The sequence below is a fragment of the Azospirillum argentinense genome, from assembly GCF_000632475.1.
Lineage (GTDB): Bacteria > Pseudomonadota > Alphaproteobacteria > Azospirillales > Azospirillaceae > Azospirillum > Azospirillum baldaniorum.
The window spans coordinates 1,830,460-1,855,048 of sequence record NZ_CP007793.1 but is presented as its reverse complement, the minus strand read 5'-3'; the positions used below and the strand labels follow the sequence as shown (position 1 = coordinate 1,855,048).

Genomic DNA, 24,589 nt, shown 5'->3' with positions numbered 1-24,589 from the left:
GCTCTCGCGCAAACCAAAGGTTTGCGCTGATGCGGCAGGCGGACCTTCGGTCCGCCGAGAGCGGGGGAGGGAGGGGACCCACGAAGTGGGGAGGGTGGGGGCAAGCACGTCCCCTTACGACACCACGATCCGCGGCGCCGCCCGGGCCGGACCCTGTTCGCCGGCGATCTTCTCCCACAGGCGCTTGGCAATCCCGCGGTACACCTTCGCGTGTTCCGATTCGGGCTGGGACACCACGATGGGCTGGCCCTGGTCGGAGGTCTCACGGATGTCGAGGTGCAGCGGGACCTCGCCGAGGAACTCCATGCCCAGGTCCGACGCCTCCTTGCGGGCGCCGCCGTGACTGAAGATGTCCGTGCGGTGGCCGCAGTTGGGGCAGCAGAAGTAGCTCATGTTCTCGATGATGCCGAGGACGGGCACGTCCACGCGGCGGAACATGTTCAGCCCCTTGCGGGCGTCGAGCAGGGCGATGTCCTGCGGGGTCGAGACGATGATCGCCCCGGCCAGCGGCACCTGCTGCGCCATGGTGAGCTGGGCGTCGCCGGTGCCCGGCGGCATGTCCACCACCAGAACGTCGAGCGTGCCCCAGTTCACGTCGCGCAGCATCTGCTGGAGCGCGCTCATCACCATCGGGCCGCGCCAGATCATCGGCGTGTCCTCGGCCACCAGGAAGCCCATCGACATCACCTTGATGCCGTAGTTTTCCATCGGCTCCAGGATCTTGCCGTCGCGGCTGGTCGGCCGGCCGGAGATGCCCAGCATGCGCGGCATGGACGGGCCGTAGATGTCGGCGTCCAGAAGCCCGACCTTCAACCCGTTCGCCGCCATGGCGAGGGCGAGGTTGCTGGCCGTGGTGGACTTGCCGACGCCGCCCTTGCCCGACGCGACGGCGACGATGGCCTTCACGCCCGGCACCAGCGGCTTCTGCTCCGCCGGCTGGCCGTGGGAGTGGCCGGCATGGGAGTGGCCATGCCCGCCATGGGAGTGCCCGTGATCGTGCCCGTGGCCCTGCTGCGGGGCGGCACCCTGGCCGGCGGGGCGGTGCGCCGTCAGGACCGCGGTGACCGACAGAACGCCCGGCAGGGCCTCCACCGCTTTCTCGGCGGCGTGGCGCACCGGCTCGGCCTGGGCGCCGCGCTTGGGGTCCACTTCGATCGAAAAGGCGACGTGCCCGTCACGCACGACAAGTCCGGACAACATGCCGAGGCTGACGACGTCCTTGCCCCGTTCCGGATCGACAACCGTCCTCAGAGCTTCAAGGACTTGAGCTTCGCTGACCTGCGCCATGGTTGAAAACTCCGCTTCCTTCCCGATATTGGCGGATATCCGTCGGTGAAATCCTTCCCCGAATGGGATGGGCACTATAGGGCCGGCGGACAATAATGGTAAAGGGATCGGACGGTCCGGAAACGATTTGTTTTCCGGAATTTCCGTCCCAAGAATTGAGAGAGCGCGAAGGGGAACGAACGGAATGCCGTGGAGCAATCAGGGAGGGGGCGGCGGTGGCGGCCCCTGGGGTCCTCCGCCGGGTGGTGGCGGTCAGAATCCGTGGGGCCGTCCGCCGGGTGGCGGTGGAGGCGGCGGTGGAGGCGGCGGCGGAGGGCCGCAGCCGCCGGACCTGGAGGATCTGCTGCGCCGCGGCCAGGACCGCCTGAAGCGGGTGATGCCGGGCGGCGTCGGCAGCGGCCGGGGCATCGCGCTCGTCGTCGGCCTGCTGGCCGTGGTCTGGCTGGCCAGCGGCATCTACCGCGTCGAGGCGGATGAGCAGGGCGTCGTGCTGCGCTTCGGCCAGTGGGTGCGCACCGAGCAGCCTGGTCTGCGCTACCACCTGCCGTCGCCCATCGAAACGGTGCTGATGCCCAAGGTGACGCGCGTCAACCGCATCGAGGTCGGCTACCGCTCGGCCGGCGACGGGCGTCGCGGCGACCGTGACGTTCCCGACGAGTCGCTGATGCTGACCGGCGACGAGAACATCATCGACATCGATTTCACCGTCTTCTGGGTCATCAAGGACGCGGGCGAGTATCTGTTCAAGATCCGCGACCCCGAGGCCACCGTGAAGAAGGCGGCGGAAAGCGCGATGCGCGAGGTCATCGGCCGCACCGACCTGCAGCCGGCCCTGACCGAGGCCCGCCAGCAGATCGAAACCTCCACCCGCCAGCTCCTCCAGGCCATGCTGGACGACTATGAGGGCGGCATCGAGGTGACGCAGGTGCAGCTGCAGAAGGCCGACCCGCCGTCGCCCGTTATCGACGCCTTCAACGACGTGCAGCGCGCCCGCGCCGACCGCGAGCGCGCCCGCAACGAGGCCGAGGCCTACCGGAACGACGTGATCCCGCGCGCCCGAGGCGACGCGGAGCGGCTGATCCAGGAAGCGTCCGCCTACCGCGAGCAGGTCGTGAACCTGGCCCAGGGTGACGCCGACCGCTTCCGCAAGGTGTTCGACGCCTACTCGACCGCCAAGGACGTGACCGCCAAGCGCATGTATCTGGAGACCATGGAAGAGATCCTGAGCGGCGCCAACAAGGTCATCATCGACGGCAACGCGCAGGGTGCCCAGGGCGTGGTTCCCTATCTGCCGCTCAACCAGCTTCAGCCTGCTCCGGCGCGGCCCGCCGGCCAGCAGCCGGCCCGTTGAGGAGGGATGCCATGAACCGCACATTGTTGGTCGCCGGCATCGGCATCCTCGCCGCGGGCGTGCTCGCCTCGGCCTCGCTGTTCACGGTGAACGAGGCGCAGCAGGCGCTCGTCCTCCAGTTCGGCGAGCCGATGCGCGTGATCCGCGAACCCGGCCTGAAGGCCAAGGTTCCCTTCATCCAGGAAGTCCGCATCCTCGACCGCCGCGTGCTCGACCTCGACCCGCCGGTGGAGCAGGTCATCCTGGCCGACCAGAAGCGCCTGGACGTGGACGCCTTCGCGCGCTACCGCATCCTGGACCCGCTGCGCTTCTACCAGACCGCCGGCAACGAGGCGGTGGCCGAGACGCGGATGAACGCCATCGTGAACTCGGCGCTCCGCCGCGTTCTCGGCAGCGTGACGCTGCTCGCCATCCTGTCGGACGAGCGTCCGCGCGTGATGAACGACATCCGCGGGCAGGTGAACGACGAGGCGAAGCGCTTCGGCATCGAGATCGTCGATGTCCGCATCCGCCGCGCCGACCTGCCGGAGGAAACCAGCCAGTCGATCTTCGCCCGCATGCGGTCGGAGCGTGAGCGCGAAGCCGCCGAGGCCCGCGCCCAGGGTCAGGAGCAGTCGCAGCAGATCCGCTCCCGCGCGGACCGCGAGCGCACCGTCATCCTGGCCGAAGCGCAGCGCGATTCGCAGATCCTGCGCGGTGAAGGCGACAACCAGGCGCTGAAGATGATCGCCGAGGCGACGTCGCAGGACCCGCAGTTCTACAGCTTCTACCGGACGCTCGAAGCCTACCGGAAGTCGCTGAACAAGGACGATACCACCATGGTGCTGTCCCCGACCGGCGAGTTCTTCCGCTACTTCGGCGACATCACCGGTGGCGGCAACGGCCAGCCGGCGCCGGCCTCGGGCAGTGGTGCCGTGCCGCAGCGGGCCCCGGCCCCGGCGACCGCCCAGCAGCAGTAAGACGTCGCGCTCGTCTCCCCCTCCCCCGTCCCGGGGGAGGGGGTGGGGTGGGGGCTCCCGTTCTCCCACCCCGATTTTGTCTTTCCGCCCAGACTTCCTTCTCGGAAATGCCGCCCGACCGATGACGGATTTTCTCACCGCGCTGGCCCTGGTCCTGGTGATCGAGGGCGTGCTCTACGCGCTGTTCCCGTCCGCGATGCGGCGTCTGATCGTCGAAGCGCTGACGATGCCGGAGAACCGGCTGCGCACCGTCGGGCTGGTGACGGCGATGGCCGGCGTCGGATTCGTCTGGCTTCTGCGCGGCGCCTGACACCCTTTTGCCGCGCGCGCGTCGCTGGACCGCGCCGCCATTTTCCGGCCATACTCCGACTTCTATACTCGCGCGTCCTCCGTGGCGGATGGGACCCGTGCGCCTTTGCTTGAAGCGGTGAGGCGCGGGGATTACATCCGGCACACGGATCGGTGAAGCGCCCCCTCGGACCGCGTTCGCATGAAACCGCGGGCCGATTGGAACAGATGGCCGATTGGAACAAGAAGGTGCCGGATGTCCGGCAGGGAGAGCTGAGTTGAACCCGAACCACCCCATCCACCGCGCCGAATCCGGCCGCCGGCTGCGCGTCGTGCCGCTGATCGCCGCTCTCCTGTTGGGGCTGTCCGCCGCCGTCGGCACCCCCGCCATGGCCCAGTCTCGCCCGGCGCCGACCAGCTTCGCCGACCTGTCGGAAAAGCTGCTGCCCGCCGTGGTCAACATCTCCACCAGCCAGGCGGTGCCGCAGCGCCAGCAGGGCGCCCGTCCCGAGATGCCGCAGTTCCCGCCGGGCTCGCCGTTCGAGGAATTCTTCCGCGACTTCTTCGACCGTCAGCAGCAGGACCAGCCGCAGCAGCCGCGCAAGTCGACCTCGCTCGGCTCCGGCTTCATCATCGACGCCAAGAACGGCTACGTGGTCACCAACAACCACGTCATCCAGGACGCCGACGAGATCACCGTCATCCTGCAGGACGACACCAACATCAAGGCGGAGCTGATCGGCAAGGACCCGAAGACCGACGTCGCCCTGCTGAAGATTAACACCAGCCACCCGCTGGTCGCCGTGCCCTTCGGCGATTCGGATGCCATGCGCGTGGGCGACTGGGTGCTGGCCATCGGCAACCCGTTCGGCCTGGGCGGCTCGGTCACCGCCGGCATCATCTCGGCGCGCCAGCGCGACATCAACGCCGGCCCCTACGACGACTTCCTGCAGACCGACGCCTCGATCAACCGCGGCAACTCCGGCGGCCCGATGTTCAACCTGAACGGCGAGGTCATCGGCATCAACACGGCGATCTTCTCGCCGTCGGGCGGCTCGGTCGGCATCGGCTTCGCCATCCCGTCCAACCTCGCCAAGCAGGTGGTCGCGCAGCTCCGCGAGTACGGCAAGACCCGCCGCGGCTGGCTGGGCGTGCGCATCCAGGGCGTGACCCCGGAGATCGCCGAGAGCCTGGGCCTGCAGGGCCACAAGGGCGCGCTGGTCGCCTCGATCACCCCGAACGGCCCGGCGGCCAAGGCCGGCATCCAGGCGGGCGACGTGGTGACCAAGTTCGACGGCAAGGAAATCAACGAGATGCGCCGCCTGCCGCGCGTCGTCGCCGAAACGCCGATCGACAAGGCCGTCCCGATCGAGGTGTGGCGCAAGGGCAAGTCGCAGCAGCTCCAAGTGAAGGTGGGCGAGCTTGAGGCCGCCGAGGAATCGGGTCTTCTCGCCGCCAATCCGGAGGAGCAGCGCCGCCAGCCGCAGCAGGCCCCGGCCCAGAAGCCGACCGAGACGCTGGGCCTGAAGCTGACCAACATCACGCCCGAACTGCGCCAGCAGTTCGAGATCAAGCCCGAGCTGAAGGGCGTCGTGGTGACCGAGGTGGCCGGCAACTCGACCGCGTCGGAAAAGGGCATCCGCGCCGGCGACGTCATCATCGAGGTCGGCCAGGAGGAGGTCCGCAAGCCGGAGGACGTGACGTCCAAGATCCAGAAGGCCAAGGAGCAGGGCAAGAAGTCCATCCTGCTGCTGGTGGACCGTCACGGCGACCTGCGCTTCGTCGCCATCCCGCTCAGCCAGGGCTGATCCGGGGGCTCCCAAACGAAAAGGGCACCGGCGGGAGACCGCCGGTGCCCTTTCGCTTTGTGAGGTGCGTTGGTGGGCGGTCAGCCCTCCACGAACTCCCCGATCCGGTAGCCCTGGGCGAACAGCAGGGCGGTGAGGTCGCCATGGTCCACGCGGGCGCGGGCCTGGGCGGCCACCGTCGGTTTGGCGTGGAAGGCGACGCCCAGCCCGGCGGCCAGCAGCATCGGCAGGTCGTTGGCGCCGTCGCCGACGGCCATCGTCTCGACGGTCGGGACGTGGCGCTCCCCGGCGTAGGCGAGCAGGGCCTCCAGCTTGCTGTCCTTGTCGAGGATCGGCTCGACCACCGCACCGGTCATGACGCCGTCCACCACCTCCAGCACGTTGCCGCGGTCGTCGTCGAAGCCGACCCACTGGCGCACCCGCTCCGTGAAGCAGCGGAAGCCGCCGGAGACCAGGACGCAGGTTGCCCCGTTGGCGCGCATGGTGGAAACCAAAGTCTTGGCGCCCGGCATCAGGGTGGCGCGCTGCCACACCTCGTCGACGACGCTCTCGTTCAGGCCCTTGAGCAGGGCGACCCGCTCGCGCACCGCGCCCTTGAAGTCGATCTCGCCGTTCATGGCGCGGGCGGTGATCGCGGCGATGTGGTCCTTCAGCCCGACGTAATCGCCCAGCTCGTCCAACATCTCCTGCTCGATGATCGTCGATTCCATATCGGCGACCAGCAGGCGCTTCTTCCGGTTGCCCGGCTTCTGGGCGATGACGTCCACGGCCAGCCCGCCCGGCACGAGATTGGTCAGCGCGTGGCGGACGGCGGCTTCGGCCTGCTCGGGCACCAGCCCATCCTCGGCGATGTCGCAGGCACGGTCCGGCGCCAGCCAGTCCGGCTTGGCGGTGTCGGCCCCCAGCGCGGTCAGGGACGCGCGGGCGGCCTGCACGGCCTGCTCGTCGAGAACGGCGGAGGCGGCGGCGATCAGCGTAACGACAGCGCTCATGGCGGGGCGATCCTGGAAGAGCCGTGGGGAAGGGCGCGCGCGCTCCCTAGCACAGCCGGGAGTTTGCGCCAACCCACTCCGCCAAGCGTCGTAGACATTCCGCGCCAGGGACCTCAGCACCTGCCACCGCGTTTCCGCTCAAATCGCGGGAGGGTTCGTCCATGATCCAGCGGCCTGCCACCCTTCTTACCCCGTCCATTCTCGCTTTCACCCTGCTGTTGGCCGGATGCGGCGCCGGGACCGATCTGGCGCAGCGCCCGCCGCCCGGCTATGTCGGCGACGTGGCGGCACGCGTCTCGGCGGTGGATTGGGCGCAGGCCCGCCCCGTGACGGTGCAGTTGGACGAGTTCCAGTTCCAGCCCGACCGTTTGGCCTTCGAGCGGGGAACTCCGTACCGCCTGACGCTGGAGAACCGCGGGACCGTCGCGCACACCTTCACTTCCGAAGGCTTCTTCAAGGCCATCGCGGTGCGGCGGGTCACCACCGCGCAAGGCGCCGTCGAGACGCCGGCCCTGGTGAATCTGGAGATCCCCGCCGGCCAGACCGACGTGGTGGAGTTCGTTCCGGTCGAGGCCGGAACCTACGACCTGGCCTGCCATGAACCGCTGCACAGCAGTTTCGGCATGACCGGGACGATCACGGTTCGCTGAGGCCCCGCACCGGTCGCCGCACCGGTCGCCCTTGCCAAGCCGAGCCTTCCCCTGCCATACGCTGTAGCCGGAGGAACGTCAGGCAAGGCGACATGGCAGAGGACAGCCCGCGCAACCGGGATGTGCAGCACCGGCACGTGGTGGTGATCGGCGGCCCGACGGCGTCGGGCAAGTCGGGCATGGCGCTCGACATCGCCTTGGCGCGCAACGGCACGGTCATCAACGCCGACAGCATGCAGCTCTACGCCGAGCTGGACGTGCTGACCGCCCGTCCGGGGGCGGAGGATCTGGCGCAGGCCCCGCATCGGCTCTACGGCGTGCTTCCCGCGGCAGAGCGCGGGTCCGCGGCACGCTGGCGCGACATGGCGCTGGCCGAGATCGCCGCCGCTCACGCCGCCGGGCGGCTGCCCATCGTCGTCGGTGGCACCGGCCTCTACCTGCGCACGCTGATGGAGGGCTTGAGCGCCGTTCCCGCTGTCCCGGACGAGGTCCGCAAGGCCGCCCACGCCCGGCTCCAGGAGCTGGGGGGCGAGGCGTTCCGCGCGGAGCTGGTGGGCCGCGACCCGGCCTCGGCCAAGCTGAACCCCGGCGACACCACCCGCCTGACCCGCGCCTGGGAGGTGCTGGAGGCCACCGGCCTTCCGCTCTCCCACTGGCAGACCCAGCGCGCCGAGGGCCCGCCGGAGGGCCTGCTGTTCTCCGTGCTGGTGATCGACCCGCCGCGCGACGCGCTCTACGCCAACTGCGACCGCCGCTTCCGCGTGATGATGGGGCAGGGGGCGCTGGAGGAGGTGCGGCGTCTGGACGCGCTCGGCCTCGATCCCGACCTGCCGGCGATGAAGGCGCTCGGAGTGCCGGAACTGCGCGACCATCTGCGCGGCGCGCTGACCCTCGACGAAGCCATTGCGCTGGCTCAGCAATCGACCCGCCGCTACGCGAAGCGGCAGGTCACATGGTTCCGCCACCAGCTCGCGGGTCGGCCGCCAGCTTCCGCGCTGCATGGCTGCCATACGATCAATTCGCTCTACACAAGACCACTTAGTGAAGCAATACTGACCTATCTTGAAACGACGTTGCGTCGTTGACCCTCAGGAGGATTGAAAGTGACGGTCGATTGGGGAAACGTGTTTGCCGGTCGCGTCGCCGGTATGGGAGCCTCGGAAATCCGGGAGCTGCTGAAGCTGCTCGAACGGCCGGAAATCATCTCCTTCGCCGGGGGCATCCCGGACCCCGATTTCTTCCCGACCGCGGCCATCGCCCGCGCCTATGAGAAGATCTTCCAGTCCAACAGCGGGGCCGGCGGCGCGCTTCAATACACCATCAGCGAGGGCTTCACGCCGCTGCGCGAGTGGATCTGCGCCTATCTGGGTCGCCGCGGCATCCAGGCCGGGCTGGACGAGGTGCTGGTGACCAGCGGGTCGCAGCAGGCGCTGGAGTTCGTCGGCAAGCTGCTGATCGGGCCGGGCGAGAAGATCCTGGTGACCCGTCCGACCTATCTCGGCGCGCTCCAGGCTTTTTCGCCCTACGAGCCGCAGTATCTTTCCGTTCCCGGCGACGCCGAGGGACCGGACCTCGCCGCGGTTGAGGCGGCGCTGGAGCAGAAGCCGAAGTTCTTCTATCTCGTCCCCGACTTCCAGAACCCCAACGGCACGACGATCTCGCTGGCCCGCCGCGAGGCGCTTCTCGACCTCTGCGCCAAGCACGGCGTGCCGATCGTCGAGGACGCCGCCTACACCGAACTGCGCTACGAGGGCGAGGCGATCCCGTCCCTCGTCGCGCTGGACGCCGCCCGCAACGGTGGCAAGATCACCAACGTGCTCTTCTGCGGCTCCTTCTCCAAGACGATGGTGCCGGCGCTGCGCGTGGGCTGGATCAACGGCCCGGCCGAGGTCATCAACCGGCTGGTTCTGATGAAGCAGGCCGGCGACCTGCACACCAGCACCATCAACCAGATCGTGCTGCACGACGTGGTGTCGCAGAACTTCGACAGCCACATCCGCCGCCTGCGCGCCGGCTACAAGGAGCGCCGCGACGCCATGCTGACCGCGCTGGACGAGTTCGCCCCGGCCGGGGTGACCTGGACCAAGCCGGAAGGCGGCATGTTCGTCTGGATCGAACTGCCGGAGGGCACCGACGGGGTGGACCTGCTGGCCCGCGCCATCAAGGACGCCAACGTCGCCTTCGTCCCCGGCTCGGCCTTCCACGCCGACCGCTCGGGCAAGAACACGCTGCGCCTCAGCTTCTCCAACAACAACCCGGAGCGCATCCGCGAAGGCATCCGCCGCCTCTGCGGCCTGCTTCAAACCGTCGCGGCTTAACTTCGCGAGTCCTCGCGCAACGGCCTGCCTTCGCACCCGCGGGGCAGGCCGTTCGTGTTTACGGGCGGCTTTGCGGGGAGGGCGGTCTTTCCAGCTTGCGAAATATTTGGAAAAACTGCGGCAAAAAATCTTTTCGATCATTCGCAAAATGGGTTGACCAAGGACTGGCGGATTGTCTAGTTTGCCGGTCCCGGCCTTCGCCTTTGGGGATAACCCCTTGTTTTCCCAGCAGGCCATCGCCGGGGTTTGAGAAGGAACAGGGCCGCCCGTGAAAAGAGGGGCCCCCATTGGAAGGTCGTGAGCTATGCCCGAACAGAAGCTGACCGGCGCGCAGATCGTCATCAAGGCCCTGAAGGATCAGGGCGTAGACATCATCTTCGGTTATCCGGGCGGCGCGGTACTTCCGATCTACGACGCCATCTTCCAGCAGAACGACATCAAGCACATCCTGGTCCGGCATGAGCAGGCCGCCGTGCACGCCGCGGAAGGCTACGCCCGCTCCACCGGCAAGGTGGGCTGCGTGCTGGTGACCTCCGGCCCCGGCGCCACCAACGCCGTGACGGGCCTGCTCGACGCGCTGTGCGACAGCATTCCGCTGGTCTGCCTGTCGGGGCAGGTGCCGACCCACCTGATCGGCAACGACGCCTTCCAGGAGGCTGACACCACCGGCATCACGCGCCCCTGCACCAAGCACAATTATCTGGTGAAGGACGTCAACCAGCTGGCCCGCACCATGCACGAGGCCTTCTACGTGGCGCGCAGCGGCCGTCCCGGCCCGGTGCTGGTCGACATCCCGAAGGACGTGCAGTTCGCCGACGGCACCTACATCCCGCCGACCGAGGTCAAGCACAAGACCTACCGCCCGCAGGTGAAGCCCGAGATCGCCCGCGTGGAGGAGGCCATCGAGCTGATCGCCACCGCCAAGCGCCCGATCTTCTACACCGGCGGCGGCGTGGTGAACGCCGGCCCGATCGCGGCGAAGCTGCTGACCCAGTTCGTGAAGATGACCGGCTTCCCGATCACCTCGACCCTGATGGGGCTGGGCGCCTTCCCGGCGTCGGACCCGCAGTGGCTGGGCATGCTGGGCATGCACGGCACGTACGAGGCGAACCTCGCCATGTACAACTGCGACGTGATGATCAACATCGGCGCCCGCTTCGACGACCGCGTGACCGGCAAGCTGTCGGAGTTCGCGCCGGGCTCGAAGAAGATCCACGTCGACATCGACCCCAGCTCGATCAACAAGAACGTCGCGGTGGACATCCCCATTGTCGGTGACGCCGGCGCCGTGCTCGAGGACATGATCCGCATCTGGAAGGCCCGCCAGAAGCGCGCCGACCAGACCGCGCTGAAGGAGTGGTGGGGGCAGGTCGAGGGCTGGCGCGCCCGCAACTGCCTGAACTACAACCGCACCGAGGCGGTCATCAAGCCGCAGTACGCGCTGGAGCGGCTGCGCGAGGCTCTGCGCGGCAAGAACCATTACGTGACGACCGAGGTCGGCCAGCACCAGATGTGGGCCGCCCAGTTCCTGCCCTTCGACGAGCCGAACCGCTGGATGACCTCCGGCGGCCTGGGCACCATGGGCTACGGCCTGCCGGCGGCCATCGGCGCGCAGCTCGCCCACCCCGACGCCATCGTGGTGGACGTGTCGGGCGAGGCGTCCTTCCTGATGAACATGCAGGAGATCGGCACGGCGGTGCAGTACCGCGCCCCGGTCAAGATCTTCATCCTGAACAACAAGTACATGGGCATGGTGCGCCAGTGGCAGGAGCTGCTGCACGGCTCCCGCTACTCCAACAGCTACTCCGAGGCGCTGCCCGACTTCGTGAAGCTGGCGGAAAGCTGGGGCTGCGTCGGCCTGCGGGCGACCACGGTGGCCGAGGTGGACGAGGTCATCGAGAAGATGCTGGCCGTCACCGACCGCCCCTGCATCATCGACATCGCCGTGGACCCGAAGGAGAACTGCTTCCCGATGATCCCCGGCGGCAAGGCCCACAACGAAATCCTGTTCGGTCCGGAGGACAGCCCGTCCGAGGCCACGCCGGAAGACGGCATGGTGCTGGTCTGATCGCGGCGACCAAGACGAACGGTTGAAGGCCCTCTGGCGGAGTACGGATCGTGGAAGAGAAGATCGAGAAGCACACCATCGCCGTGCTGGTGGACAACGAGCCGGGCGTGCTGGCCCGCGTCATCGGCCTGTTCTCGGGCCGCGGCTACAACATCGAAAGCCTGACGGTGGCGGAGGTGAACAACGCCGACCACCTGTCGCGCATCACCCTGGTCACCTCCGGCACCCGCATGGTGGTGGAGCAGATCAAGGCCCAACTCGACCGCCTCGTGCCGGTGCACAAGGTGCACGACCTGACGGACGAGGGGCCGTCGGTGGAGCGCGAGCTGGCGCTGGTCAAGGTCGCCGGCACCGGCGAGCGCCGCATCGAGGCGCTGCGCCTGGCCGACATCTTCAAGGCGAAGGTCGTGGACGCCACCCTGACTTCCTTCGTGTTCGAACTGACCGGCACGACGGCGGAGGTCGACGATTTCGTCGGGCTGATGGCCCAGCTCGGCCTCGTCGAGGCCAGCCGCACCGGCGTCGTCGCCATGTCGAAGGGAGCCACCGGGTTCTGATCCCGGCCCGAAACGGCGGGCTATGACGCCACCCATGACAGGAAGGCGACCCAGCCCGCCGTCCTTTTGCAGGTCTGCCGAACAGTCTTATGCTTGACGCGGCCCTTTCGCCGGTGGAGTAATTCCGCTGCGCAAAACTCGCACCACCAGATCGAAAAATCCAAGGAAGACCACCATGCGCGTCTATTATGATCGTGATGCCGACGTGAACCTGATCAAGGGGAAGAAGGTCGTCATCGTCGGCTACGGCAGCCAGGGCCACGCCCACGCCAACAACCTGCGTGACAGCGGTGTGAAGGACGTGCGCATCGCCCTCCGCCCGGGTTCGGCCACCATCAAGAAGGCTGAGGCCGCCGGCTTCACGGTCATGGCTCCGGGCGAGGCCGCCGCCTGGGCCGACGTGGTGATGATCCTCACCCCGGACGAGCTGCAGGCCGACCTGTACCGCGACGACCTTGCCAAGAACCTGAAGGAAGGCGCCGCCCTGGCCTTCGCGCACGGCCTGAACGTGCACTTCAACCTGATCGAGCCGCGCGCCGACCTCGACGTGTTCATGATCGCGCCGAAGGGCCCCGGCCACACCGTCCGCGGCGAGTACCAGCGCGGCGGCGGCGTGCCCTGCCTCGTGGCCGTGCACCAGAACGCCTCGGGCAACGGGCTGGACATCGCCCTGTCCTACGCCTCGGCCATCGGCGGCGGCCGCGCCGGCATCATCGAGACGACCTTCAAGGAAGAGTGCGAGACCGACCTGTTCGGCGAGCAGGCCGTGCTCTGCGGCGGCCTGACCGAGCTGATCAAGGCCGGCTACGAGACGCTGACCGAGGCCGGCTACGCTCCGGAGATGGCCTATTTCGAGTGCCTGCACGAGGTGAAGCTGATCGTCGACCTCATGTATGAGGGCGGCATGGCCAACATGCGCTACTCGATCTCCAACACCGCCGAATACGGCGACTACAAGACCGGCCCGCGCATCATCACCCCGGAGACCAAGGCCGAGATGAAGCGCGTTCTGGAGGACATCCAGACCGGCCGCTTCGTCCGCGACTGGATGCTGGAGTGCAAGGCCGGCCAGCCGTCCTTCAAGGCGACCCGCCGCCGCAACGCCGAGCATTCGATCGAGCAGGTCGGCGAGAAGCTGCGCGCCATGATGCCGTGGATCGCCGAGCGCCGTCTGGTGGACAAGTCCAAGAACTGATCGGTTCCTGGATCAAGAAACGGGAAAGCGCGCCGCGAGGCGCGCTTTTTTGTTTTTGGGGTGCAGGAATGGGGAACTTTGGCCCCCTCCCTAACCCTCCCCCGCTGCGCGAGGGAGGGGACCTACCTCCCTCCACCGCAAAGCGGGGGAGGGCCGGGGAGGGGGCAAGCGCTCGCTTTCCCTCACACATCCCCCCGCGAGCGGTCTGCCTTCGGCCGCTCGTCGAGCAGCGGCCGGCCGGTGTGCACGAAATGCACCACCTCCGCGATGTTGGTCGCGTGGTCGCCGATGCGCTCCAGGCTCTTGGCGATGAACAGCAGGTGCATGTGGGCGGTGAACATCTCCGGCAGGCGGGCCGCCGACTGGTTGATGCTCTCGCACAGGCTGGTGTAGAGCGCGTCCACCTCGTCGTCGGTGCGCCAGACGCGCAGCGCCAGCTCGACGTCGCCATCCACATAGGCATCCACCGCCGTGGTCAGGCGCTGGCGCACCAAGCGGCCCAGGTTGGGCAGGGTGCTCATCGCCGGAGACTCGGGAAACTCCGCCACGGCGACGGCGCGGCGGGCGGTGTTGGCGGCGTGGTCGCCGACGCGCTCCAGGTTGCCGGCGATCTTCAGCGCGGCGATCACCTCGCGCAGGTCGTCGGCCACCGGCTGGCGCAGCACCAGCATGCGCATGCAGTTGGCCTCGATCTCGTGCTCGTAGCTGTCGAGCCGCGCGTCGGACTCGACGATGGCGCGGGCCTGCTCCGGGTTGCGCTGGGTCAGGCAGGTCAGCGCGCCGTCGAGCTGGGTTTCCGCGGCGCCCGCCATCTGCACGATGCTGGCCTTCAGCCGCTTCATGGCGTCTTCGAACGCGGTGACGATGTGCGGGGCGGGGTGCTTCATGGGACTGGCCTTATCGGTGCGGCGGACGGCCGGGAACGTTACCGTTTCGCAGCCCCGCAGGCCAGTGCTCTTGCCACGGGGCGACACGGCGGGTGCGGCATGGGAACGGTTGATTTCGCATGTGCGAAATGGCAAGAGTCCGGCCCTCCTACCCCTTATGACCAAGCACGGACGCCGACCGTCATGATCGAACGCCGTTTCGAACAGATCATCTTCGCCAGCCGCTGGCTGCTGGCCCCCTTCTATCTGGGGCTCGTCGTGTCGCTGGTGCTCCTGCTGGCGAAGTTCACCCAGGAGATCTTCCACATCGTCCCGCATGTGCTGGAGATGCAGGAGAAGGACGTGCTGCTGGCCGTGTTGACCCTGATCGACCTGTCGCTGGCCGGCAACCTGCTGCTGATGGTGATCTTTTCGGGATACGAGAACTTCGTGTCGAAGATCGACGTGGCCGACCACAAGGACCGTCCGGACTGGATGGGCAAGGTCGACTTCGGCGGGCTGAAGCTGAAGCTGATCGCCTCCATCGTGGCGATCTCCGGCATCCATCTGCTGAAGAGCTTCATGAACATCGACAACACCAGCAAGGAAAACCTGATGTGGATGGTCATCGTCCACATGACCTTCGTGGTGTCGGGCGTGTTGCTGGCCCTGATGGACCGGCTGGAGGGGAGCCATCACGGAGCGCACGGCACGGCCGCGGCCGCGGCGAAATCAGACCATCATTGAGGCCGCCGGAGCGGTTTCAAACCCGACACAAAGCCGTTGCGGCGGGTTGGGAATCAGCCTAAGGATACCCCCGCCGCGAGCGGGGCGGTTTGGCCGGACGCCGGAGGTATCCGCCTCCTGTTGACGGAAAATTAACCCTGACGCGGCAGTGTGGCGGGCACCGGAGGGCGGCGTTCCGCCTGCACTTCGGGGACTGGACATTCCGCCGGGACCGGCCTTGCCTCAAGGACCGCCTCCCATCGACCAGAGCGCCGGACCGGCGCCGGCGACCGCCCCACGGGCGCCGGCAACAGGGCTCGGCAAGGCGTGCCGGTTGCACTCTCCGCTTGAGCGCGAAGGGGCATTCGTCTATGGAACCGTTGGCGGGCGTGGCCCTCCGCACCGGAGCGGGCACATCGCCGGCAAGGCCGTCTCAACCGCATTGAAGAGTTAGTCGGGTCCATGCTTTCCAAACTCCTCGGCGTGCTTTCCGCCGACATGGCGATCGATTTGGGGACGGCCAACACCCTGGTCTACGTCAAGGGCCGCGGCATCGTTCTGAACGAACCCTCGGTCGTGGCGATCGCCAACGTCCGCGGCAAGAAGCAGGTGCTGGCCGTCGGCGACGAGGCGAAGATGATGCTGGGCCGCACGCCCGGCAACATCCAGGCCATCCGCCCCCTCCGCGACGGCGTCATCGCCGACTTCGAAGTCGCCGAGGAGATGATCAAGCACTTCATCCGCAAGGTGCACAACCGGCGCAGCTTCGCCAGCCCGCAGGTCATCATCTGCGTGCCGTCGGGCTCCACCGCCGTCGAGCGCCGCGCGATCCAGGAATCGGCGGAGGCCGCCGGCGCCCGCCGCGTCTTCCTGATCGAGGAGCCGATGGCCGCCGCGATCGGCGCCGGGCTTCCGGTGACGGAGCCGACCGGTTCCATGGTCGTGGACATCGGCGGCGGCACCACCGAGGTGGCCGTTCTGTCGCTGGGCGGCATCGTCTATTCCCGCTCGGTCCGCGTGGGCGGCGACAAGATGGACGAGGCCATCATCGGCTACATCCGCCGCACCCACAATCTGCTGGTCGGCGAAGGCTCGGCGGAGCGGATCAAGAAGGAAATCGGCTCGGCCTGCCCGCCGGAAGACGGCGAGGGCCGCATCCTGGAGATCAAGGGCCGCGACCTGATGAACGGCGTGCCCAAGGAACTCATCATCTCCGAGCGGCAGATCGCCGAATCCCTGGCGGAGCCGGTGTCGGCCATCGTCGAGGCGGTGAAGGTTGCGCTGGAGCACACGGCGCCGGAACTGGCCGCGGACATCGTGGACAAGGGCATCGTGCTGACCGGCGGCGGCGCCCTGCTGGGCAACCTGGACTTCGTCCTGCGCCACGCCACCGGCCTGCCGGTGTCGATCGCCGACGACCCGCTGTCCTGCGTCGCGCTGGGCACCGGGCGGGCGCTGGAGGAGATGAAGACGCTGCGAAACGTCTTGGTCAGCGCCTACTGATTGGTGTATTGCTCGCTTGGGTTCCCCCGGTGGTTCGTCCATTCGCCGGCGTAGCCGGGGGCGGATCGCGTACCTGGACGGGATGATCCTGTGAAGCCTCGCAATTCCGGTTCCGTCGTGCGCCTTGCCGCCCCGCTGCGGGCGCTCGCCCAGCGCTTCTCCTTCCTGTTGCTGGTGCTCGCCTCCGTCGCCCTGATGATGGTGGGCCGGATCGACGCGCTGTCGGTGGACAGCGCGCGCGCCCGGGTGACCGACGCCTTCGCCCCAATCCTCGACGCGATCTCGCGCCCCGCCGCCACCGCCGCCCATGTCGTGGAGTCGGTGGTCGAGGTGCAGAACGCCTTCGAGGAGAACCAGCGGCTGAAGGCGGAGAACGCGCGGCTGCTGCAGTGGAAGCAGGCGGCGCTGCGGCTGGAGGCGGAGAACATCAGCCTGCGCTCGCTGCTGAAGGCGACGCCGGAGCCATCCTCCTCCTTCATCACGGCGCGGGTCATCGCCGCTCCCGGCAGCTCCTTCCTGCGCACGCTGGTGGTCACCGCCGGCCGCCGCGACGGGGTGCGGAAGGGGCAGGCGGCCATCGCCGGCAGTGGGCTGGTCGGCCGGGTGATCGAGGTCGGGGAGTGGTCGGCCCGCGTCCTCCTGCTGACCGACATCAACACCCGCATCCCCGTGGTTCTGGAGCGCTCGCGCCAGCGGGCGGTGATGGCGGGCGACAATTCCGACCAGACGCGACTCCTTTACCTGCCGCCGGAAGCCCCGGTGCAGGTGGGCGAGCGGGTGGTGACCTCCGGTCACGGCGGGCAGTTCCCGCCGGGCCTGCCGGTGGGCGTGGTGTCCTCGGCTGGTGAACGTGGCGTCCGGGTGCAGCCGAACGTCGATCTGTCGCGGGTCGAGCACCTGCAGCTGGTCGAGTTCAGCCTGCCGGGAAGCGAGGCGGAACCGTCGTCCGAGTCGAAATGACGCTGACCTTGTGGCAGCGGCTGGACAAGACGGGGCGGAATCTCGCCCCGTTCGCGGTGACGGTCATGCTGGCGCTGGCCGGGATGATCCCGGTGCCGCTGCCCGGCTATGCGTCGGTGGCACCTTTCCTGACCGCCATCGCCGTCTATTATTGGGCGATCCATAGGCCCGACCTGATGGGGCCGGGCACCGCCTTCCTGATCGGTCTGCTGCAGGACCTGCTGACCGGAGGGCCTCTGGGGGTGAACGCGCTGGTGCTGGTGCTGGTCCATTGGGCGGTGTCCAGCCAGCGGCGCGTGCTGGTGTCCAGCACCTTCGCCCTGATGTGGTTCGGCTTCGGGCTGGTCATGATGGGCGTGGCCTGCATCCAGTGGCTGGCCTTCTCGGCGCTCCAGGCGACGGTGCTGCCGTTCCGGCCGGCGCTGTTCCAGGCGCTGCTGACCATGGCCTTCTTCCCGGCCATCGCCTGGATGCTGATCCGCGTGCACCGCGCGTTTCTTCAGGGGTGATGGAACTGGGGTGACGGGCAGGAATAGCCGGCAGGGATGATCTGGCAGGGGATGTGAGCCTTTGACTGCGATGGACCGCGACACCGACCGCTACCGCCTGCTGACCCGCCGCGCCGCCGTGCTGGGCGGGCTGAAGCTCGCCGGTCTGTCCGCTCTGGTCGGGCGGCTCTATTACCTGCAGGTGGTGGAATCCGCGCGCTTCACCATGCTGGCGGAGGAGAACCGCATCAGCCTGCGGCTGGTCGCTCCGTCGCGCGGCACCATCGTCGACCGGTTCGGCGCGCCGCTGGCGGTGAACCAGCAGAACTACCGCGTCGTCGTGGTGTCGGAGCGCACGCGCAACATCCAGGACACGCTCGACAAGATTTCCAAGATCGTCCCGCTGACCGACGGCGACCGCCGCCGCGTGATGCGCGAACTGCACCGCAAGCGGCGCTTCGTGCCGGTCACCGTGCGCGAGAACCTGACCTGGGAGCAGGTCGCCACCATCGAGATGAACACGCCGGACCTGCCCGGCGTCGCCATCGAGGTCGGCGAGATCCGCCATTACCCGGAGGCGGAGGCGACCGCCCACATCCTGGGCTATGTCGGCGCCGTGTCGGAGGCGGAGCTGAACGGCGACCCCGTGCTGTCGCTGCCCGGCTTTCGCATCGGCAAGGCCGGGATGGAGAAGTATCACGAGAAGGCGCTGCGCGGCACGGCGGGCACCAGCCAACTCGAGGTCAACGCCGTCGGGCGCGTCATCCGCGAGCTGTCGCGCGACGAGGGGCAGCCGGGCCGCGAGGTCCAGCTGACCATCGACATCGGCCTGCAGAAATTCGTGCAGCAGCGGCTGGCGCAGGAGGTCAGCGCCTCCTGCGTGGTGATGGACGTGCACACCGGCGGCATCTACGCCCTGTGCTCCCACCCCAGCTACGACCCCAACCAGTTCACCATGGGCATCAGCGCCGAGCTGTGGGAGGAGCTGCTGTCCAACCAGGCGACTCCGCTCAACAACAAGGCGGTGGCCGGGCAATACCCGCCGGGCTCGACCTTCAAGCCGGTGGTGGCCCTGGCGGCGCTGGAGTCCGGCTTGATCAGCCGCAACCACTCGGTGTTCTGCCCGGGCCACATGGACCTCGGCGACCACCGCTTCCATTGCTGGAAGAAGGGCGGGCACGGCACGGTGGACGTGGTCGGCGCGCTGCGCCATTCCTGCGACGTGTGGTTCTACGACGTGTCGCGGCGCATCGGCATCGACCGCATCGCCGAGATGGCCAACCGCTTCGACATGGGGCAGCTGACCGGGCTGGACCTGCCGCACGAGCGGCCGGGCCTGATCCCCTCCATCGACTGGAAGAAGGGCGCGCTCGGCAAGCCCTGGGCGCAGGGCGAGACGCTGATCGCGGCGATCGGGCAGGGCTACGTGCTGTCCACGCCGATGCAGCTCGTCGCCATGACGGCGCGGCTGGCCAACGGCGGCTTCGCGGTGAAGCCCCACCTGACCAAGCAGATCAAGGCGCTGTCCGGAGAGCAGACGAGCTGGCCGCCGATCGGGGTGAAGAAGGAGAACCTCGACCTCGTCCTGCGCGGCCTCTACGAGGTGACCAACGCGCCGAACGGCACCGCCTACAAGTCGCGCATCACCGAGCCCGGCTATGAGATGGCCGGGAAGACCGGCTCCGCCCAGGTCCGCCGCATCACCATGGCCGAGCGCAGCACCGGGGTGAAGAAGAACGAGGACCTGCCCTGGCGGGAGCGCGACCACGCGCTGTTCATCTCCTACGCGCCGGTCAGTTCCCCGCGCTACGCCTGCGCGGTGTTCGTGGAGCATGGCGGCGGCGGGTCCACCGCGGCGGCGCCGATCGCGCGCGACATCCTGCTGGAGTGCCAGAAGCGCGATCCGGGCCGCGCCGCCGTGGCGGAAAGCGCCCCGCCGCCCCCGCCGCCGGGCGGCACCCGGGGCTAGGGGCTTTGGAGACGCGCGGTCGATCAGGCCGCGCGCACTTCGGACAGGAACTGATCCACCTCGCGCTTCAGGCTCGATGCGCGTTCGGCCAGCTGGTCGGCCGCCTCCTTCACGCTGTGGGTGGCGGCGCTGGTCTCCGACTCCGCCTGCTGGATGCCGGCGACGTTGCTGGACACTTCCGCGGTGCCGTTGGCGGCCTGCTGGGCGTTGCGGCTGATCTCGCCGGTCGCCGCGCTCTGCTGCTCGACGGAGGCGGCCATCTCCGCGGTGGAACGGTCGATGTCCTCGACCTGGGTGATGATGGCGCGCATGGCGTCCACCGTCCGGCCGGAGGCGTTCTTCACCGCGGCGATCTGGTTGCCGATCTGCTCGGTCATCGCGTGGGTCTGGTTGGCGAGGTTCTTCACTTCGCTCGCCACCACCGCGAAGCCCTTGCCGGCCTCCCCGGCGCGGGCGGCCTCGATGGTCGCGTTCAGCGCCAGCAGATTGGTCTGGGCGGCGACGGCGTTGATGGAAGCGACGATCTGGTCGACCTGTTCGATGGCGGCGGACAGGGAGTCGAGCTGGGCCTGGGCCAGATTGGCCCCCTCCGCCGCGGCCTTGGAGCGGGCGGCGGCGCGGGTCACGCGCTCGGCCAGTTCGTGGATGGAGGCGGACATCTCCTCCGACGCCGAGGCGACCGTCTGCACGTTGGCGCTGGCCTCCTCCGACGCGCCGGCCACGGCGTTGCATTGGGCGCCGACCTCCTCGACCGCCGAGGCGAGCTGCGCGGCCGTGGCCTGAAGCTCCGTCGCGGCGCCGCCGACGTCGTTGACGATGACGCCCACCTGCGATTCGAAGCGGCCGGCCAGCGCGAGCATCGACGCGCGCTTCTCCGCCTGGGACCGGGCCTCCGCCTCCTTGGCCTCCCGCTCCATCGCGCGGCTGTGGAGGAGGTTGCGCTTGAACACGTCCGCGGTGGCGGCGATCGCGCCGACTTCATCCTTGCGGTCGGTGCCGTACACCTCGGTGTCCAACTTGCCGTCGGCCAGCCCACGCAGGCAGGCGACGATGGCGGTCACCGGGCGGACGATGCCGAACTGCGACATGAGCCAGCCCAGCAGCAGCCCGACGAGAATGCCGACCGCGGCCGCCGCGATGAGCTGGACGGCCCGCCGCTCCGCCAGTTGGGAGGCGTCGTCGGACAGCCGTGCCGCCTTGTCGTCGGTGTAGGCGGTGTATTTGACGCTCAGATCCTGGAGCGTCCGCGCGGCGACGGCGCTGTTCTCGACCGAAGAGAGAATGTCCTGATGGAATCCGACGGCGCCCTTCGCGTTGATCTGACGGGCGACGGCCAGAGTCTGTTCCAATTGAGTCTTGTAGAGCGACAACGCCGCTTCGAAGTCTGCCAGCAAGCGCTTCTGCTCGGGGTCGGCGGTTTCCTTGACCCTCGTGAGGTTCGTGGACAGCGTTTCGCGGCCCGTCGTGATGGAGGGCAGGACCACCGGCAGATCGGCCGGGTTGGCGGCAAGGCGGTATTCGTCGCGGAGCAGTTCAGCCACCAAGCGATTCAGCCGCGCGCCGACCCTCATGTCATCCCCGGAAGCCTTGATCTCGTCGGTGGCGCGGCTCAGCGCGTCCAATCCGGAGACCGACGTCGCCGTGATGCCCGCGCAGATGGCTCCCAGCAAGATGATAATGGACAAGATTTTCGTGGATATCTTGAAGTTGCTTAGAAGCATGGCGGTTCTCTCTTTTTTGACATGGCGGATTGGATGCGCCATGGCAGGTATCGAACGGAGACGCTCGACTGCATACAGAGGTGTGTAAGTCTCTTACCTATTTTATATCCAAACATTTATTGTCTGGATGTGACATGCGGTTTTGCGCCGCGATATCGTTCAGGAACCGATGGCCCGCCGGCTTGTTTTTTGACGGATTAAAATCTGGGTGGGCAGAAATGGCTGGCGGACTGACCAATTGGCTGGTCGATGTGATGCACACGATGAATTACGTGGGCATCTTCCTGCTGCTGGTCCTGGCGCGGGTCATCCCGCCGGTTCCCGCGGAATCGGTCATTCCATTGGCCGGCATCGCGGCGGCGCAGGGCGAGTACAATCTGTTCGGCGTTGCCTTGGCCGGTGGGTTGGGCTCGCTGGCCGGGCAACTGGTCTGGTTCCTGCCCAGCCGTCTGATGGGCCGCGATCGGCTGGAAGCCTTTTTAAAACGCTACGGCCACTGGCTGACGATCCACCCCAGGAAGGTCCGACGAAGCACGGAGTGGTTTGGAAAGCATGGCGGGATCGCCGTCTTCCTGACCCAGCCGGTGCCGGGGGTGCGGACGCTGATCTCGATCCCGGCGGGGGCCTGCCGGATGTCGATCCCGCTCTACTGCCTCTATTCCGGGGTCGGGTCGATCCTGTGGACCCTGCTGCTCGCCTGGACCGGCTACATGCTGTCCCGCTGGCCCTTCGCGCACAGTCTGGTGGGCTATTTCACCGTGGGGCTGCTGGTGGTGCTGGTCGGGCTGTACCTGTACCGGCTGGTCAGCCATTTCCACGGCATCCGCCGAGCCCAGAAGTCGTCGCGTGGGCCGGATGGCGACCCGCCGGTGGCGGGGGCCCCGCTCAGCCCTTAAGGATCACCCCATGGCCCAGCCGGCCATGCCGGTGAAGGCCATGCCGAGCGCCCAGAGCCCGAAGGCCGCCAGCGCCACCCCCGTGCAATGATTCAGCCGGGTCAGCCCGCGGTCGGAGATGCGGTGGCGCACGGCGGCGACTCCCATGGACAGGGTGAACCACCACAGCGAGGCGCCGATGAAGACGCCGGCCACCAGCGTGGTGGCGTCCACCCGACCGAGATTTCCACCCAGACCGAAGCCGGCGAAGATGGCGATGAAGGCCATGATGGTCGCCGGGTTGGTCAGGGTCAGCGACAGGCCGGTCATGAAGCCGCCGAGGAAGGACGGCGTGTCGGGCGCGCTGGCGGCCTCGCGCTCCTCGTCCTCCGGCTTCTGGCGGAAGGTGCGGATGGCGACGACGAGCAGGAAGATGCCGCCGACGAGCTGGAAGGCGATCTCATGCCCCTGCAGGAAGTCCAGCGCGGCGGACACGCCGAAGGCGGCGATGGCGCCGTAGATGGTGTCGGCCACGGCGGCGCCGAAGCCGGTGAAGAAACCCATCAGCGGCCCGTGCTGGAGCGTGCGGCGGATGCAGAGCAGGCCGATCGGACCGACGGGGGCGGCGATGGCGATTCCCAGGACGATGCCCTGCAGCAGCACCACCAGACCATGCACGCCGATCACCTCGTCCAATCTGCGATTCCCTCCTTCGGGCCCCTCCTCCGGGCAATGGCGGGCGTGATAGCGGGCCACCGCCCATCCGTCAACCGGCGTCGCGGGCGGAGGTCCCATACGGGCCATGGCCTGCGGCGGAATTCCCCCTGCCATGTGCCCCCTGTCACCGGGCGGGAGGAGCGGCTATCCTGGCCGCCACGACCCGGCAAGCGGGCGAACCGGAACGGGGAAGCGGAACGATGACGATGACGCGCATTCTGACCATTCTGGCGCTGTCGCTGACGGCGGCGGCCGTTCCCGCCGTGGGCCCTGCCCTGGCGGCGGACGAGTTCATGCCGGCGGTGGTGTTCGACCAGGGCGGCAAGTTCGACAAGTCCTTCAACGAGGCGGCCTACAACGGGGCGGAGCGCTTCAAGAAGGAGACCGGGATCGTCTACCGCGAGTTCGAGGTCACCAGCGAGAGCCAGCGCGAGCAGGCGCTGCGCAACATGGCGCGGCGCGGCGCCACCGTCATCACGGCGGTCGGCTTCTCCCAGTCCGCCGCCGTGGACAAGGTGTCGCGGGAGTATCCCAACACGAAATTCTGCCTGATCGACGACAAGCTGGACCTGCCGAACGTCCAGTCGGTGACCTTCAAGGAGCATGAGGGCTCCTTCCTCGTCGGCATGCTGGCGGCGCTGGCCTCGCAGAGCGGCAAGGTCGGCTTCATCGGGGGCATGGACATCCCGCTGATCCGCAACTTCCTGACCGGCTATGAACAGGGCGTGAAACATGTGAAGGCGGACGGCGAGGTCTTCACCAACATGACCGGAACCACCCCCGCCGCCTGGAACGACCCCACCCGCGGGGCGGAGCTGGCCAAGAGCCAGTTCGGGCGCGGCGCCGACGTGGTCTTCGCGGCGGCCGGGGCGACCGGGCTGGGCGTGCTCCAGGCTGCGGCGGACGCCGGCAAGCTGGGCGTCGGGGTGGACAGCAACCAGAACTGGATTCATCCGGGCAAGATCCTGACCTCGATGGTCAAGCGGGTGGACGTGACCGTCTACGACTGCATGAAGTCGGCCAAGGACGGCAGCTGGACGCCGGGCCACCGCGTCGTCGGGCTGAAGGAGGAGGGCGTCGGCTACGCGCTCGACGAGAACAACCGCAAGCTCGTCACGGCGGAGATGGAGAAGGCGGTCGAGGACGCCAAGCGCAAGATCATTGCTGGCGAGCTGATGGTGAAGCCGTATCAGCCGTGAGCTGATTTTCTGCGTCGTCGACCGTTTTCGGCCCTCTCCCGCCCAGCGGGGGAGGGACGGGGACCCGCGAAGCGGGGAGGGTGGGGGCGAGA

Annotated in this window: 22 protein-coding genes; 17 read left to right on the top strand and 5 right to left on the bottom strand. The window is 68.0% G+C overall.

The genetic code is table 11. The features are described from left to right. Positions 1-114: 114 nt before the first annotated feature. A complete protein-coding gene (apbC, locus tag ABAZ39_RS08860; protein ID WP_038528607.1) occupies positions 115-1,287 on the bottom strand; it encodes an iron-sulfur cluster carrier protein ApbC in 1,173 nt (390 codons plus the stop codon). A 184-nt stretch (positions 1,288-1,471) separates the two neighbouring features. On the opposite strand from apbC, the gene hflK reads away from it, so the two are divergent. The 4 genes from hflK to ABAZ39_RS08840 all read left to right on the top strand — a co-directional run bounded on the left by hflK (position 1,472) and on the right by ABAZ39_RS08840 (position 5,693). Next, complete coding sequence (gene hflK, locus ABAZ39_RS08855; RefSeq protein ID WP_038528604.1) at positions 1,472-2,638, top strand: FtsH protease activity modulator HflK; 1,167 nt, start codon at positions 1,472-1,474, stop codon at positions 2,636-2,638. An 11-nt stretch (positions 2,639-2,649) separates the two neighbouring features. Then, on the top strand, positions 2,650-3,597 hold the full coding sequence (gene hflC / locus ABAZ39_RS08850) for a protease modulator HflC (RefSeq protein WP_014239987.1): 948 nt from the start codon (positions 2,650-2,652) through the stop codon (positions 3,595-3,597). Between the two features lie 121 nt (positions 3,598-3,718). Further along, complete coding sequence (locus tag ABAZ39_RS08845) at positions 3,719-3,907, top strand: DUF2065 domain-containing protein (RefSeq protein ID WP_014239988.1); 189 nt, start codon at positions 3,719-3,721, stop codon at positions 3,905-3,907. Positions 3,908-4,163: 256 nt separating this feature from the next. Continuing rightward, positions 4,164-5,693, top strand: coding sequence for a DegQ family serine endoprotease (locus ABAZ39_RS08840; protein ID WP_038528601.1), 1,530 nt, complete (start codon positions 4,164-4,166; stop codon positions 5,691-5,693). An 80-nt stretch (positions 5,694-5,773) separates the two neighbouring features. On the opposite strand, the gene serB is transcribed toward ABAZ39_RS08840, so the two are convergent. After that, entirely contained in the window at positions 5,774-6,685 is a 912-nt protein-coding gene (serB, locus tag ABAZ39_RS08835; protein WP_038528599.1) for a phosphoserine phosphatase SerB, read from the bottom strand. Positions 6,686-6,846: 161 nt separating this feature from the next. Between serB and ABAZ39_RS32920 the strand changes: the two genes are divergently transcribed. The 6 genes from ABAZ39_RS32920 to ilvC all read left to right on the top strand — a co-directional run bounded on the left by ABAZ39_RS32920 (position 6,847) and on the right by ilvC (position 13,473). Continuing rightward, positions 6,847-7,335, top strand: a complete 489-nt coding sequence (locus ABAZ39_RS32920) for a cupredoxin domain-containing protein (protein ID WP_051657886.1) — start codon at positions 6,847-6,849, stop codon at positions 7,333-7,335. 92 nt (positions 7,336-7,427) lie between these two features. Continuing rightward, positions 7,428-8,420, top strand: a complete 993-nt coding sequence (miaA, locus tag ABAZ39_RS08825; RefSeq protein WP_051657885.1) for a tRNA (adenosine(37)-N6)-dimethylallyltransferase MiaA — start codon at positions 7,428-7,430, stop codon at positions 8,418-8,420. A gap of 18 nt (positions 8,421-8,438) precedes the next feature. Continuing rightward, positions 8,439-9,653, top strand: a complete 1,215-nt coding sequence (locus tag ABAZ39_RS08820; RefSeq protein ID WP_038528597.1) for an aminotransferase-like domain-containing protein — start codon at positions 8,439-8,441, stop codon at positions 9,651-9,653. Between the two features lie 304 nt (positions 9,654-9,957). Beyond that, positions 9,958-11,721 (top strand): acetolactate synthase 3 large subunit, encoded by a 1,764-nt coding sequence (locus ABAZ39_RS08815; RefSeq protein ID WP_038528594.1) that lies wholly within the window; start codon positions 9,958-9,960, stop codon positions 11,719-11,721. Positions 11,722-11,771: 50 nt separating this feature from the next. Continuing rightward, positions 11,772-12,278 carry an acetolactate synthase small subunit gene (gene ilvN, locus ABAZ39_RS08810; RefSeq protein ID WP_014239995.1) on the top strand — a complete coding sequence of 169 codons (507 nt, stop codon included), beginning with the start codon at positions 11,772-11,774 and terminating at the stop codon, positions 12,276-12,278. 175 nt (positions 12,279-12,453) lie between these two features. Continuing rightward, on the top strand, positions 12,454-13,473 hold the full coding sequence (ilvC, locus tag ABAZ39_RS08805; protein WP_014239996.1) for a ketol-acid reductoisomerase: 1,020 nt from the start codon (positions 12,454-12,456) through the stop codon (positions 13,471-13,473). A 182-nt stretch (positions 13,474-13,655) separates the two neighbouring features. Here ilvC and phoU read toward each other — a convergent pair whose 3' ends face one another. Beyond that, positions 13,656-14,360 (bottom strand): phosphate signaling complex protein PhoU, encoded by a 705-nt coding sequence (phoU, locus tag ABAZ39_RS08800; RefSeq protein ID WP_014239997.1) that lies wholly within the window; start codon positions 14,358-14,360, stop codon positions 13,656-13,658. 183 nt (positions 14,361-14,543) lie between these two features. Between phoU and ABAZ39_RS08795 the strand changes: the two genes are divergently transcribed. The 5 genes from ABAZ39_RS08795 (at position 14,544) to mrdA (ending at position 19,985) form a co-directional block, all read left to right on the top strand. Next, complete coding sequence (locus ABAZ39_RS08795; protein WP_038528591.1) at positions 14,544-15,086, top strand: TIGR00645 family protein; 543 nt, start codon at positions 14,544-14,546, stop codon at positions 15,084-15,086. Between the two features lie 441 nt (positions 15,087-15,527). Further along, positions 15,528-16,568, top strand: a complete 1,041-nt coding sequence (locus tag ABAZ39_RS08790; protein ID WP_014240000.1) for a rod shape-determining protein — start codon at positions 15,528-15,530, stop codon at positions 16,566-16,568. A gap of 90 nt (positions 16,569-16,658) precedes the next feature. After that, complete coding sequence (mreC, locus tag ABAZ39_RS08785; RefSeq protein WP_038528588.1) at positions 16,659-17,528, top strand: rod shape-determining protein MreC; 870 nt, start codon at positions 16,659-16,661, stop codon at positions 17,526-17,528. Next, complete coding sequence (mreD, locus tag ABAZ39_RS08780; RefSeq protein WP_038528586.1) at positions 17,525-18,037, top strand: rod shape-determining protein MreD; 513 nt, start codon at positions 17,525-17,527, stop codon at positions 18,035-18,037. Before mreC ends, mreD begins: the two co-directional genes overlap by 4 nt. A gap of 70 nt (positions 18,038-18,107) precedes the next feature. Further along, on the top strand, positions 18,108-19,985 hold the full coding sequence (mrdA, locus tag ABAZ39_RS08775; protein ID WP_014240003.1) for a penicillin-binding protein 2: 1,878 nt from the start codon (positions 18,108-18,110) through the stop codon (positions 19,983-19,985). Positions 19,986-20,008: 23 nt separating this feature from the next. Here the strand turns inward: mrdA and ABAZ39_RS08770 are convergent, their stop codons facing one another. Beyond that, positions 20,009-21,670 (bottom strand): methyl-accepting chemotaxis protein, encoded by a 1,662-nt coding sequence (locus tag ABAZ39_RS08770; protein WP_160174808.1) that lies wholly within the window; start codon positions 21,668-21,670, stop codon positions 20,009-20,011. 254 nt (positions 21,671-21,924) lie between these two features. Here ABAZ39_RS08770 and ABAZ39_RS08765 point away from each other — a divergent pair, with 254 nt between their 5' ends. Continuing rightward, positions 21,925-22,602, top strand: a complete 678-nt coding sequence (locus tag ABAZ39_RS08765; RefSeq protein ID WP_038528580.1) for a DedA family protein — start codon at positions 21,925-21,927, stop codon at positions 22,600-22,602. Positions 22,603-22,605: 3 nt separating this feature from the next. On the opposite strand, the gene ABAZ39_RS08760 is transcribed toward ABAZ39_RS08765, so the two are convergent. After that, positions 22,606-23,268, bottom strand: a complete 663-nt coding sequence (locus ABAZ39_RS08760; protein WP_244439389.1) for a LysE family translocator — start codon at positions 23,266-23,268, stop codon at positions 22,606-22,608. A gap of 230 nt (positions 23,269-23,498) precedes the next feature. Here ABAZ39_RS08760 and ABAZ39_RS08755 point away from each other — a divergent pair, with 230 nt between their 5' ends. Further along, positions 23,499-24,497 (top strand): BMP family lipoprotein, encoded by a 999-nt coding sequence (locus ABAZ39_RS08755; protein ID WP_200885615.1) that lies wholly within the window; start codon positions 23,499-23,501, stop codon positions 24,495-24,497. The last annotated feature ends 92 nt before the right edge of the window (positions 24,498-24,589 follow it).